The sequence below is a fragment of the Nonomuraea sp. NPDC003727 genome (assembly GCF_053586935.1).
The window spans coordinates 41,099-53,768 of the sequence record NZ_JBSFNE010000017.1 but is presented as its reverse complement, the minus strand read 5'-3'; the positions used below and the strand labels follow the sequence as shown (position 1 = coordinate 53,768).

Sequence of the window (12,670 nt, the reverse complement as noted above, 5' to 3'; positions counted from 1 at the left end):
GTTCCTCTCGCTGCGGCGCTACGCCGATAGCGGCCGGTTGGGCTCGCGCGCGGCCCGCCTGGCCCGGTAGGCGATCGGCAGGTAGCGGACCCGTTCGGGCAGGCGCGGCGTGAGCGCCGCCACCGCCCGCCCGATCCGCCGCAGCCTGCGCTCGTCCCTCTCCGACCACTCCAGCCCCAGCACCCCCCGTACGGCAGGCGGCAGCGTCCCCACCGTGACGAAGTGGTTGAACTCCCCCGATCCCATGCCCACCGGCCGCCAGATCCCGCGCAGCGGCTTGGGCACCATCGGCGGCGCCGGCGTGCCGCGCATGGTGGCCAGCACCTCCAGCGCGGTCGGATGCGGTTCGAGCCGGTCGGCCACCATGCGGTCGAAGTAGAGCCAGAAGTCGTCCAGCGTGGGCGGCACCTCCCGCTCGGGCACCCGCAGGATCCGGCCGAGCTGCCGCGACTCGGCGTAGAGGCGGCGCTCCATCTCCCTGGAGTACGGCGTGCCGAAGTAGCGGTTGAGCGTGACGAAGCGCTCGAAGAGCGTGAGGTGGACCCAGGCGTAGGCTTCGCCGTTCAGGGCGTGGTAGGGGCGGCCCTTGTCGTCGGTGCCGCTGATCGAGGCGTGGATCTCTCTCAGCCGCCTGCCCTCGCGTTCGGCTTCGGCGCCGCCGTACACCCAGGTCTGGACGGAGTTCAGGGTGCGGGCGAGCCGGCCCCAGGGGTCCTGCCGGTAGGTCGAGTGCTCGCCCACGGCCGCGCCCACCGCGGGGTGCATGGTCTGCAGGACGAGCGCGCTGCCGGCCACGAGAAGGTTGCGGTACTCGCCTGCGGTGTCCCAGTGAATCGTGCCCGGACGGAAGGGCTCCATGGGTCATGACCTCTCGGGTGACACACCTTCCCCTTCTTTGTATCACCCGGGAGCGCGACGGAGTAACCCCTCACTTATCGTCGAGCGTGAACACCACCTTGCCGAACAACTCGCCCTGGAGCATCGCGGCGAACCCGTCGCGTGCCTGGTCCAGGGGCATCGACCGGTCGATGAGCGGGCGCACGCCGGTCTGCTCCAGGAAGACCGCCAGCCGCGCGAGCTGGTCGCGGGTGCCCATCGTCGAGCCGACGACCGACAGCTGCAGGAAGAAGACCCGGTTGAGATCGGCGGGCGGCACCGCCCCGCTGGTCGCGCCCGACACGACGATCCGTCCCCCGGGACGCAGCGCCTTCAGCGAGTGGTCCCAGGTGGCCTGGCCGACGGTCTCCATCACCGCGTCGACCCGCTCCGGCAGCCTGGCCCCCGGCTCGAAGACCCGGTCGGCGCCGAGCCGGAGGGCCCGCTCCCGCTTCTCCTCCGAGCGGGAGGTGGCCCACACCCGGAACCCGCCCGCCCGGCCCAGCGCGATCAGCGCGGTGGCGACGCCGCCGCCGGCGCCCTGCACGAGCACGGTCGACCCCGGCTCGATGCCCGCCTTGTCGAACAGCATCCGGTAGGCGGTCAGCCACGCCGTCGGCAGGCAGGCCGCTTCCTCGAAGCTCAGCGCGGCGGGTTTGGGCACCAGGTTGCGGCGCGGCACCGCCACCTTGTCGGCGAACGTGCCGTCGTGCACCTCCGACAGCAGCGACCGCCTGGGGTCGAGCGTCTCGTCGGCGCCCTGCCCGATGACGGAGTGCACGATGACCTCGTTGCCGTCCTCGTCGACGCCTGCCGCGTCGCAGCCGAGCACGATCGGGAGCCGGTCCTGGCGGATGCCGACGCCCTTGAGCGTCCACAGGTCGTGGTGGTTGAGGGCGGCGGCCTTCACGGACACCGTGGTCCAGCCGTCGCGGGGCTCGGGGTCGGGATGCTCACCGAGCGTCAGCCCGGCCAGCGGGTTGTCGGGATCGGTCTGTGTAGCGGTAACGGCGAACATGGCCGCACCCTACTCGGTGAGCTTCACCTTGATCCCCTCCAGTGCCGCCCGCACGAACACTCCCGCGCCCGCAGCGGAGACGAAGACATCGCCCCTGCACACGCCGTCGACATAGGTGGCGTTGCGTCGCAGTTCGGGAGGGATGCCGCTGTTGCGGTCGCAATGGGGCGTCAGCACCAGCGACACCAGCTCGTCCGGCCGGCCGAGCAGCTCGCCGCCGAACAGCAACCCGGGGCCGGCGGGCTCGCCGCCGAGCCGGTCGCCCGGTTTCGACAGGTGGACGGGCTCCCTGGCCGTCAGCACGAGGTAGCCGTCGCGGGTCACCCTCCCCTTGAGCGCGCGAGCCCACTCCATCCGCTGCTCGAAGGTCAGCCCGTCGCGGCGGTCCTGCAGGGCGATCCGCCACCTGCCGAACGCGAACAGCAGCACCTGCCCCTCGCCGGCGGACCACAGAGAGACGTTGCGGGTCATGCTCCTGATCCGCGTGCCGCCCTCGGGCATCCCGCCGAGGGGCGCGTAGAGCTTGCGGAACATCGCCCGCTCGCCGCCGATCCACGCCCCCTGGTAGGGCCTGGACCCGCGCGCGGCCAGGCGCAGCTCGACCGGGTAGCGAACCTGGGCCTTGGTGCCGTCGGGGAACACCACGTCGATGCTCTCCTCGTCGCCCAGGCTGCGCGGGTAGGCGCGCAGGATGTTGGGCGCGCGGTCCCGCTGGTCCGCCGCGGGTGTCGGCGCGGCCGTCGACGGGGTCACCACGGGCGCCCGGCCGTCCGGACTCCTGCTGATCAGCAGGCTGACCGCCGGGACGGCGAGGACGGCCAGCAGGACCACGATGCCGACCCATCCCCTGCGCCGGGGGCCTGCCTCGATGACATCGCGCACACCTCCATTGAGGTGACCTCGGCCCGCCCCACGCAAGACCCCGGGCATGATCGCTTCACCAGACGGCCGTGTTGACCTTCCCCTCGGTGGTCAGGTGTACCCGCCGTCCCACCAGCTGCGTGCTCATGGCGTCGGCGAGCAGGCCGGCCCGCCGTACCCGGGCGTGGGCGCGCCCGCCGCCCGGCAGGTCCGCCACGAGCAGCCCCTTCGAGGGTGACCCGTCACGCTCGTGCGCGACCGTGTATCCGGCCACCGTCGCCTCGCCCGCGTACGTGGGCACGATCGCGACGGGCGTGGCGATCGCCTGCCGCGCCACCGTCTCCCACAGGGACAGCGACTCGGGGCCCGGCTGGTCACGGACGGTGAGCCGAGCGGCTCCGACATGACGCCGACATAACGAGAGCAATGTTCGGCATGTAAAGCGGGAGACACCTGGTGACAATGTTGCCGGCGATATCGAACTGCGGCGTCGACCTGCGGAAATACCATTCTTGAATACATGCGGAATGGTTATTTCAATAACGGAATGGAACCGGGCCAGACTTTTTCACGTCGTTTCCTGGCTCGCGCCTTGCGCCATTCAGTAGCGTCCTCAACGTTTTCCTGGCCCACCGGGGCACAGTTCCCCGCTCTGGGCCGCCGAGAACCGGAAGGAGCTCCATGTTTTCCCGAGCAAGGCGCCTCACCGTCGGCGTCGCGGCCATCGGCATGGCCGCGGGCCTGATGAGCGCGACCGCGGCCCAGGCCGCGGCCCCCAGCGATGTCGTCTCCAAGGACGCGGCCACCTCAGCAGCCGGCGCCATCGCGTTCTGGACGCCGGACAAGCTCCGCGCGGCCACCGACATCAACGACGATCTGTCCATGGACGTGAGGGGCGCGAAGGGCGCCAACTCCGCCCCCGACGGCCCGCCCGGATCCGTTCCCCCGATCGGCCAGGAGAAGGCCAAGGCCATCAAGACCAAGCAGGTCAACCTGCCCAACACGGTCGGCCGCATCTTCTTCACGCTGCCCGGCGCCAACGAGAACGACCGGAGGAGCTGGAAGTACTGCTCCGGCACCTCGGTGCAGGGCAAGTACCGCAACCTCGTCGCCACCTCGGCCCACTGCGTCTACGACGTCAAGCACAACGTCTTCTACGACAACTGGGTGTTCATCCCGTCGTACTGGGACGGCAACAACAAGTGGGACGGCAAGGCCCCCTACGGCATTTACGCCGCCAAGACCTTCAACGCGCACGACGACTTCGTGGTGAAGGAGGACTACGACTACGACTACGCCTTCGTCAACGTCTACAACGGCTTCAAGCCGACGTGGCAGAAGGACGACAAGGGCACCTGGCAGCTGGTCAAGAAGAACGTCGGCAGGCTCGGCGACAACGTCGGCGGTCAGGGCTTCACCTGGAACCGCAACCCCAAGGCCACGGTGTTCTCCTTCGGCTACCCCGCCGGCGAGCACCCCGACGGCGACAAGCCCTTCACCGGCAAGACCATGAAGTGGTGCTACGGCACGACGGCCCCCATGCCGCCGGCGCCGAAGTTCCGCATCGAGGAGCACGTCGGCTTCAAGTGCTCCTTCACCTCCGGTGCCAGCGGCGGACCGTTCCTCTACAACTACAAGAACTCCAGCCGCACCGGCTACCTGATCGGCGTCAACAGCGTCGCCTGGGACACCGACGGCAACGACCGCTACGACCGCATCTCCTCGCCGTACTTCAACGGCGACACCTACAAGGTCTACAAGGCCGCCGCCAACCGCTGGAGCGGCAACCAGCCCGGCTGATCCGTCGCGGGCAGCACCACCGGCCCCGGTCCGTTCAGGACCGGGGCCTCCCCTTGTCCTCCAGGTAGCGCCGCTCGGGCAGGCTGGCCGTCAGCGCCGCCGCCCTCACGAAGGACGCGCGCGCCGCATCCTCCTGCCCCGCCATCTCCAGCAGGTGCCCCCGTACGGCGTGCAGCCGGTGGTGCCCCTCCAGCCCCTCGACGGTGTCGAGCAGGGCCAGCCCTTCGCGAGGACCGCGCGCCATCGCCACCGCCACCGCCTGGTTGAGCGTCACCATCGGCCCCGGCGCGACCCGCGCCAGCAGCTCATACAGCGCCATGATCTGCGGCCAGTCGGTCTCGCCCTCCTCGGTGTGCACCGCCGCGATCGCCGCCTGCAACTGGTACGGCCCGAGCGGCCCCCGCGACAGCGCCGCCGTCACCAGGTCCACGCCCTCGGCGACGAGGTCCTTGTCCCACAGGGTCCGGTCCTGCTCGTCCAGCGTGATCAGCGCCCCCTCGGCGTCCGTGCGCGCCGCCCGGCGGGCGTCGGTCAGCAGCATCAACGCCAGCAGCCCCGCCACCTCGCCGTCGTCGGGCAGCAGCCGGTGCACGGTCCTGGTCAGCCGGACGGCCTCGGCGGTGAGGTCGGCGCGCTGCAGGTCAGGCCCGGACGTGGCGGTGTAGCCCTCGTTGAAGATCAGGTAGAGCACGTGCAGGACCACGTCGAGCCGGTCGGGCGTCATCTCGAAGGTGGCGCCCGCCTTCTTGATCGTCGCCTTGGCCCTGCTGACCCGCTGCGCCATCGTCGCCTCCGGCACCAGGAACGCCCCCGCGATCTCGGCGGTCGTCAGGCCGCCGACCGCGCGCAGCGTCAGCGCGATCTGCGAGGCAGGCGTCAGCGCCGGATGGCAGCACAGGAACAGCAGCGTCAGCGTGTCGTCGGTGTCGGGGACCTCGGGCGGCTCCGCCTCCAGGGCGACCTCCGCCTCCCTGCGCCGCCGCGCCTCCTCGCTGCGGATCTCGTCGATCATCCGGCGCGAGGCGACCGTCACCAGCCAGGCCTTCGGGTTGTCTGGCAGGCCGTCCCTCGGCCACTGGGTCGCCCCGGCCAGCAGGGCCTCCTGCACCGCGTCCTCGCACGCGTCGAACTGCCCGTACCGTCGCACGAGCACGCCCAGCACCTGCGGCGCCAGCTCCTTGAGCAGGTCCTCCCTCATCGGCACCGGCTCCACCGTCATGCCCCGCTTTTCCACGCCGTTCCTGGTCATTCCTCGAAGACGGGGCGGAGCTCGATCGTGCCGCCGTAGGCGACGTCGGGCCAGCGCCTGGCGATCTCGAGCGCCCGCTCGGGCGTCTCGCAGTCGATGATGCAGTAGCCGGCCAGGTACTCCTTCGACTCCAGGAAGGGGCCGTCGGTGACGGCGACCACGCCGTTCTTCAACCTGATGGTGCGGGAGCCCGCCTGGTCGGCCAGCGCCTCGCCGCTCACCCACTCGCCCCTGGCGGTGAGCTCGGCGATGAGATCCTCCACCGTGGCCATCGCGTCGTCGATGTTCTCGTTGACGGCCTTCGCGGCGACGGCGTTCGTGTAGATCATGAGCATGTACTTCACGTCTTCGACGCTACAGGTCGAGAGGGGTGCGCCTGTTCCGGCTCGGCCGTGCCGTACTCGCCGCCTCGGCCGCCGGTGCCTGGCGTGTTCCGGCTCGGCCGTGCGCACGGGGAACGGTGTACTCGCCGCGTCACCGCCGGTGCCTGGCGCTCGTCGCCGTGGTGACGGGCGGCGCGGCCCGGACACGCCCGTCCGGCGCGTGAGGGCGTGCCGGAGCAGGTCAGCGCGGGGGAACCGGCTCGAAGGAGAAGAGGGACCGCGTCGAGAGCCGCATCATGCACGCGTTGCCGAACGTGTGCCGGTACCTGACCATCCGGCCGTCCCAGATGCCGACGGCGGCGGCGTTGACAGGCTTGTAGTCCATGGTGCACCTGATGAGCGGGTCGGGCTCGATCTCCGCGGGATCGCCGCCGGCCGCCTCGAGCTCCGCGCACGCCTGCCGTGGCGCCGGATGGGTGGAGACGCGGTACGGCTCGCACGTCAGGAGCACCAGGCGCGACCCCTTGCTCAGCACGAGCATCCGCTTCTGGTCGACCTTCTTCAAGATCATTTCTGCCATCACGGATAGGGGGTCGGGCTCGGCCGTCGCGGCCCCGGAAGATGCGGCGAAAGCCGTACCGCAAACAACGGCCACACATGCGAGTCTTCTCATGACGAGAAGCCTCTCTTGGGCCTCTGACCTGGGACAACGACCGACGCGCGGGATATCGGGTTTTTCTAGATCACATAACGATCGCCAATCCAGGCTGCAATAACGCTTACGATCTGGAAAAATCACGCGTTACGGTCTAAGGAAGGCATTTCATGATCCCCCGCCTGAGGCAACTCGCGATCGCCGCTGTCAGCGGCGTTCTGCTGATGCTGCCCGGAATCACGGGGACGCTGCCCGGAACCACGGGGGTCGCCCACGCCGCCGCCGCGCCGCCCGACTACGTCTACTCCGAGCCGCTGGCCGCCTCCGACGCCGAGATGCGCAAGGTCGCCGAGTACTGGAAGCCCGAGAAGCTCAAGGACGCCGACAGCTACTCCCCCGCCACCCCCGGCACCAAGAGCTCCTCGCCGTCGTCGTCGCCCTCCACCTCCGCCGGATCGCTGAGCCCCCAGACCATCGCCAGGACGCGCGCGCCGCGCGACATCGCCCCCACCACGCCCGCCAAGGGCGGTACGGCCCGGACGATCGGCAAGGTCTACTTCCAGCTGGGCGGCAAGGAGTACTGGTGCTCGGCCAGCGCCGTCGCCGCCAGGAACCGCAGCCTCGTCGCCACCGCGGGCCACTGCGCCTGGGACCCGCGCCTCGGCAAGAGCACCAACTGGATCTTCGTCCCCAACCCCGGCAAGGACGGCGAGGCCCCCGACGGCATCTACGTCGGCTCGACGCTCCACATGCACGAGGACTGGGCCGCCATCGGCGACTACGACTACGACTACGCCTTCGTCTCGGTGCACCGCGGCTTCCGCTGGACGACCGAGAACGGCAAGCTCGCCATGAAGGACGTCGGCCGTCTGGAGGACAACATCGGCGGCCTCGGCCTGACGGTCGGCAAGAAGACCGGCAACCAGATCAGCGCCTTCGGCTACCCGGCGGGCGCCCAGCCGGACAACACCCACCCGTTCGACGGGCGCACGCTCAAGACCTGTGAGGGCACCACCAAGCGGACCGTCAACCCGACACGCAACCTGCAGTGGGGCGTGCTGCTGCCGGGCTGCGACTTCAGCACCGGCGCCAGCGGCGGGCCGTGGATGCTCGGCTACAAGTCGTCGACGCGCCTGGGCTACCTCAACGGGGTCAACAGCCTGACGTGGAACCTCGACGCGGTCGGCAAGTTCGACGCGGTGTCCTCGCCGTACTTCACGACGACGACGTTCGAGGTCTACGATCACGCCGCGAACGACTCGCTCACCTGACTCCCCGCCCAAAATGTGACTCGGATCACACGAACTCCGGGACAACCAATTGATCACTTCGGCGTCAGAAGCCTCCTGATCAGCACAGACCACACAAGGTCACTTCATCTCAGACAGATCACGAGCGGTGTGATTCGTCCGACTTGTCCGTTGACATGATCAACGGGAAATTCCCATGACCAAACCCTCCGCTGTAGGTTCCTCGCTATCCGTTTGCTGACTCTTGGGACGCAACAGGCGTCACAGTCAGCGCAAAGGAAACCTGGAGTTATACCTTGAAGCGCATCTTCCTCCCGGCTGGTGGCGCGATCCTGGCGACCGGCCTGCTGGCCGCCGGCCTTTCCGGCACCGCCCAGGCCGCCCGCGACATCGCCTCCGACCCCATGGCGACCAGCACCAGGGACGCCTCGTCCATCGCGAGCTTCTGGTGGAAGTCGAACGGCGCCGCCCTCCGTCAGGCCAGCGCGTACTACTGGGACTCGAGCGAGGTCAAGAAGCTCGTCAGCAAGGGTGGCTACACCCCTGACGGCAAGCCCGGCATGGTCGCCCCGACCAGTAACTCCGTCAGCAGCGGCACGGCCCAGAACATCAACATCCCCCGCACCATCGGCAAGGTGTTCTTCCTGGACGCCAGCGGCAGGCCCCGCTGGTGCTCGGCCACCTCCATCCAGGGCAACTACCGCAACCTGGTCGCCACCGCGGGCCACTGCGTCTACGACACCGACGGCAACGCCGACACCATGTCCAAGTGGGTGTTCGTCCCCGGCTACTACCAGGGCAAGGCTCCGTTCGGCATCTACGTCGGCAAGCAGGCCTTCACGCACTACGACTTCGACGTCTACGAGGACTACGACCGCGACTACGCGTTCGTCACCGTCTACAACGGCATCAAGTTCGACGGCTCCAAGCCGGAGGACGCGGGCCGGCTCGGCGACAACGTCGGTGGCCAGGGCTTCGCCTACAACCAGCCGACCGGCAAGATCGTGCGCACCTTCGGCTACCCGTACGCGCCCCACCCCGACGGCAGCAAGCCGTACACGGGCGTGACGCCCAAGCACTGCTACGGCGCGACCTCCGCCAAGACCGTCGGCTCGGCCGAGAAGAAGATCGAGGAGCACGTGGCGCTGAAGTGCCCCGTGACCCCCGGCTACGACGGCGGCCCCTGGCTGCTGAACTACAGCAACGGCAAGCGTCTCGGCTACGTGAACGGTGTCACCAGCACCTTCGCCGACCAGGACGGCAACGACCGCGTGGACTACATCTCCTCGCCGTACTTCGACGGTGAGACGGCCGCTGTGTACAACGCGGCCAAGAACATGGCGTCCGGCCGGATCGTCGGCCCGAACGGCGAGCTGCTCCGCTAACGGCCAGCAGTTAGAGAAAGGGCCCGGCACCTCCCTCCCGGGCCCTTTCTCATGCCCACGCTCCGCTCTTCGACCTTCCCCGCATTTCCCCGTAGCCGCACTGCGCCCGGCCCCCGCGCAGCAGTCCTTCACGCCGAATCCGCGCCCTCACCCTGGAGCCCTGGAGCCCTGGCGCCCTCCCGCGTGATCCACGCCCACACTCCGGGACCCCCGCCCCCTCCCACCGGATCCGCGCCCACACCCTGGGAACCCCCGGCCCCCTCCCACCGGATCCGCGTCCACGCCCTGGGAACCCCCGGCCCCCTCCCACCGGATCCGCGTCCACGCCCTGGGAGCCCTGGCCCCTCTCGCCGGAAGTCATGCAGTCACGCCTCCCGCCGCCATGCTCTTGGTATCCCTGCCTCGGGCGCCCTTGCGTTCCCCAGCGCCTCCCTCACCCCAGGGCTCTTGACACCCCCCGCGAAGAATGCTGGAATCCCGCCTCAGCGTCGCAGTGCACCCGGCAAAGAGACCGTCGCGGGCACGGAGGCGCCGAAACACGGGAATCATGTGCCCACACCCACCGATCCGACCGGCCGCCTCCAGGCGTTCGGCACCCAGCTGATCGACGTCCACTCCTGGCTCCGTGAGGAGCTCGCCGCCCTGCGCGACAGCTTCGACGCCTTCCTCGACGGCGGCGACCACCGCCCGCGCGAGCTGCGCGCCCACTGCCTCACCTTCTGTTCGGCGCTCGAACGCCACCACACCGGCGAGGACCGCACCGCTTTCCCCGCCCTGGCCGAGGAGTTCCCCACCCTCCGCCCCGTCCTGGCGAAGCTCCAGGAGGACCACCACCTGGTGGCCGGCATCCTCCGCAGGATCGAGTCCCTCGCCGCCGACGTGGGCACCGACATGGCCGACGCCCAACGGGTACGGCGCGAGCTCGACGGACTGGCCGCCATCGTGGAGTCGCACTTCGCCTTCGAGGAGCGCCAGATCATCGCGGCGCTCGACACGCTGAACATCCCCGCGTGGCAGGCGTCGCCCCCCGACTTCCTCGCCGCCTCGGCCGAGGCCGTACCGGAACCAGAATGAACGGGACGTGGGCCGTCCGCATAAGACGGCCCACAGTCACGCCCTCCAAAGATCCAAACCAACAGTCACGAGATGACCACGTTCAGTAAAGTGATCGTCGTGCCTTCGATCGCTCACGAGACCGTCATCGATCTCTTCCGAAAGCGGCCCACGCTCGCGGCGACCCTCATCCACGGGCAGGGCGTCACCCTCGCCGGTCATGACGAGGTGCGCGTGGAGTCAGAGAACCTCGTCGACTGCAAACCCGCCGAATATCGAGCCGACGCCGTGGTCGTGCACAGGGCCGGTAGCAAGCCGGTTCTCGGTGTGGTCGTGGAGGTGCAGCTACGTCCCGACGAGGACAAGCAGTGGAGCTGGCCGGTCTACCTGGCCACCCTCCGCGCCCGCCTGCAGTGCGACACCGTGCTGCTGGTGATGTGCCTGAGCAGCAAGACAGCCAGGCACTGCGCCACCCCGATCGACATGGGACACCCAGGGTGGAGGCTCGCCCCGCTGGTGATGGGCCCCGATCAACTGCCCAGAATCACGGACGTGGCCCAGGCCGTGGCCGAGCCCGAACTGGCCGCGCTGTCCGTCGTCGCACACGGGCGCACGCCCGGAGCCGACGGGCAAGAGGTCATGGACGCCTTCCTCAAGGCAGCGCCGCTCATGGCCGACGGGCTGGGCGAGACTTATGCTGATGTCGTACTGGCGCTGCTATCGAAGGTAGCGGCGCAGAGGTTCGTGGAGGGGCTCATGGCAGTCGGAACTGACAAGTACAAGAGCGACTACGTCCGCCAATGGGTCGCCGAAGGCCTAGCCGAGGGAGAAGCCAAAGGCGCAGCCAAGGGCGCAGCCGAGGCTCGGGCCAAGGACATCATCCTCGCCTTCCGCACACGAGGCATCGACGTCTCACCCGAGGCCGAGAAGCGCATCCTCGACTGCTCCGACCCCGACCAGCTGAGCGCATGGTTCCCGAAGTCCATCACGGCCGACAGCGTCGAGGACCTGTTCGACAGCGAATGACATCCGCCCACATGGTCGAGTGCCCGCACCGAAGACCTCTCGCGGGTGTCGCACGGACGCTGCTACCTGAACTATCGGCGCGGAAGTTGGTGGAGGGACTCATGGCGGCCAGAATCCACAAGTACAAGAGCGACTACGTCCGCCAATGGGTCGCCGAAGGGAAAGCCGAAGGCGCAGCCGAGGCCCGGGCCAAGGACGTCATCCTCGCCTTCCGCACACGAGGCATCGACGTCTCACCTGAGGCCGAGAAGCGCATCCTCGACTGCTCCGACCCCGACCAGCTGAACACCTGGTTCCCGAAGTCCATCACGGCCGACAGCGTCGAGGACCTGTTCGACAGGGAATGACGTCCGTCCACATGGCCGAGTGCTCACGCCCGGCCCGTCGTCACGAACCCGCTCGCCCCGGGAGCAGGTAGCCGCCGGGTCGTCGACCACGCCGAAGAGCTTTCCGCGGGTGCGGGTGTCCATCGGACCCTCGCACCCGTTTCCTTTTCCCGCGCATGAACGGCACGCCCGCGAAGTCCTTGGCGCAGCCAGCCGGCGGCTGTCCAGGACTGCGGCCCAACGCGCCCGACGGCTCCCACCCCTCTTCAAGGCGCTCACCTCGGGAGCTTCCAGGTCCGGCGGACGGGACGAAGAGGTGAGCGCGAGATCGCCCCCTCGGATTCCTTCCCCCCAGCCGCCGGCAGCATCGCCACGGCCAGCCGCACGGATGACTGCCGCGCGGCCGACCGTCGGCGGGCTGGACCGCACTCGTCGCGCACTCCGGACGGTCAACCCTGCGACGCGACCACGCCTCACACATCCAGCGAGCCCGCACTCAGCGTCACGCTGGCGACCGGAAAGTAGGCGCGAGGCCGCTTTCCTGAAGGTTTCCTGGCAAGATCGAGTGATATTAGACGGAGCAAGAGCCAATTCGGTGCCATCAAATTTCTGTGATCTGAGTCACATCAAGCCGATCACGTAGCGTATCCCCTCACTCACCCCTCATGAGCACCATTCGCAACAACCCCGCGAGGCCCTGCGAAAACGTGTCGCGACGATCACGCTTCGCGATCATCTCTGACTGGTAACGGAAAGGTCACGCCGGTAAGGGCGGTTCTCAGATGCCGCAGAACGGCTTCCACCTGCGAAGATCACCGCGTTATGGTCCTTGCTATCCCTTTACTGAC

At 68.8% G+C, this 12,670-nt stretch carries 13 protein-coding genes; 6 read left to right on the top strand and 7 right to left on the bottom strand.

All coding sequences use genetic code 11. The features are described 5' to 3' along the window. Nucleotides 1-18 precede the first annotated feature (18 nt). From ACWDLG_RS34995 to ACWDLG_RS34980, 4 genes are all read right to left on the bottom strand, one after another. Nucleotides 19-858, bottom strand: coding sequence for an oxygenase MpaB family protein (locus tag ACWDLG_RS34995; protein WP_449928384.1), 840 nt, complete (start codon nucleotides 856-858; stop codon nucleotides 19-21). Between the two features lie 70 nt (nucleotides 859-928). Continuing rightward, the gene (locus ACWDLG_RS34990; protein ID WP_449928382.1) at nucleotides 929-1,894 is read right to left on the bottom strand and encodes a zinc-binding dehydrogenase; all 966 of its coding nucleotides are present in this window, start codon (nucleotides 1,892-1,894) and stop codon (nucleotides 929-931) included. A 9-nt stretch (nucleotides 1,895-1,903) separates the two neighbouring features. Beyond that, nucleotides 1,904-2,776 (bottom strand): hypothetical protein, encoded by an 873-nt coding sequence (locus ACWDLG_RS34985; RefSeq protein ID WP_449928380.1) that lies wholly within the window; start codon nucleotides 2,774-2,776, stop codon nucleotides 1,904-1,906. 55 nt (nucleotides 2,777-2,831) lie between these two features. Beyond that, nucleotides 2,832-3,182, bottom strand: coding sequence for a hypothetical protein (locus tag ACWDLG_RS34980; RefSeq protein WP_449928378.1), 351 nt, complete (start codon nucleotides 3,180-3,182; stop codon nucleotides 2,832-2,834). Nucleotides 3,183-3,436: 254 nt separating this feature from the next. On the opposite strand from ACWDLG_RS34980, the gene ACWDLG_RS34975 reads away from it, so the two are divergent. Next, entirely contained in the window at nucleotides 3,437-4,555 is a 1,119-nt protein-coding gene (locus tag ACWDLG_RS34975; RefSeq protein ID WP_449928376.1) for a trypsin-like serine peptidase, read from the top strand. Between the two features lie 34 nt (nucleotides 4,556-4,589). On the opposite strand, the gene ACWDLG_RS34970 is transcribed toward ACWDLG_RS34975, so the two are convergent. The 3 genes from ACWDLG_RS34970 to ACWDLG_RS34960 form a co-directional block, all read right to left on the bottom strand. Next, the gene (locus ACWDLG_RS34970; protein WP_449928374.1) at nucleotides 4,590-5,774 is read right to left on the bottom strand and encodes an RNA polymerase sigma factor; all 1,185 of its coding nucleotides are present in this window, start codon (nucleotides 5,772-5,774) and stop codon (nucleotides 4,590-4,592) included. 26 nt (nucleotides 5,775-5,800) lie between these two features. Continuing rightward, nucleotides 5,801-6,139 carry a YciI family protein gene (locus ACWDLG_RS34965; protein WP_449928521.1) on the bottom strand — a complete coding sequence of 113 codons (339 nt, stop codon included), beginning with the start codon at nucleotides 6,137-6,139 and terminating at the stop codon, nucleotides 5,801-5,803. Nucleotides 6,140-6,368: 229 nt separating this feature from the next. After that, on the bottom strand, nucleotides 6,369-6,698 hold the full coding sequence (locus ACWDLG_RS34960) for an SSI family serine proteinase inhibitor (protein WP_449928372.1): 330 nt from the start codon (nucleotides 6,696-6,698) through the stop codon (nucleotides 6,369-6,371). 254 nt (nucleotides 6,699-6,952) lie between these two features. Here ACWDLG_RS34960 and ACWDLG_RS34955 point away from each other — a divergent pair, with 254 nt between their 5' ends. The 5 genes from ACWDLG_RS34955 to ACWDLG_RS34935 all read left to right on the top strand — a co-directional run bounded on the left by ACWDLG_RS34955 (nucleotide 6,953) and on the right by ACWDLG_RS34935 (nucleotide 11,843). Continuing rightward, nucleotides 6,953-8,053, top strand: a complete 1,101-nt coding sequence (locus ACWDLG_RS34955; RefSeq protein ID WP_449928370.1) for a trypsin-like serine peptidase — start codon at nucleotides 6,953-6,955, stop codon at nucleotides 8,051-8,053. A gap of 275 nt (nucleotides 8,054-8,328) precedes the next feature. Further along, nucleotides 8,329-9,417, top strand: a complete 1,089-nt coding sequence (locus tag ACWDLG_RS34950; protein WP_449928368.1) for a trypsin-like serine peptidase — start codon at nucleotides 8,329-8,331, stop codon at nucleotides 9,415-9,417. Between the two features lie 549 nt (nucleotides 9,418-9,966). Next, nucleotides 9,967-10,491 carry a hemerythrin domain-containing protein gene (locus ACWDLG_RS34945; RefSeq protein ID WP_449928366.1) on the top strand — a complete coding sequence of 175 codons (525 nt, stop codon included), beginning with the start codon at nucleotides 9,967-9,969 and terminating at the stop codon, nucleotides 10,489-10,491. Nucleotides 10,492-10,563: 72 nt separating this feature from the next. Further along, on the top strand, nucleotides 10,564-11,496 hold the full coding sequence (locus ACWDLG_RS34940; protein ID WP_449928364.1) for a hypothetical protein: 933 nt from the start codon (nucleotides 10,564-10,566) through the stop codon (nucleotides 11,494-11,496). A 101-nt stretch (nucleotides 11,497-11,597) separates the two neighbouring features. Then, a complete protein-coding gene (locus ACWDLG_RS34935; RefSeq protein WP_449928362.1) occupies nucleotides 11,598-11,843 on the top strand; it encodes a hypothetical protein in 246 nt (81 codons plus the stop codon). Nucleotides 11,844-12,670: the final 827 nt, after the last annotated feature.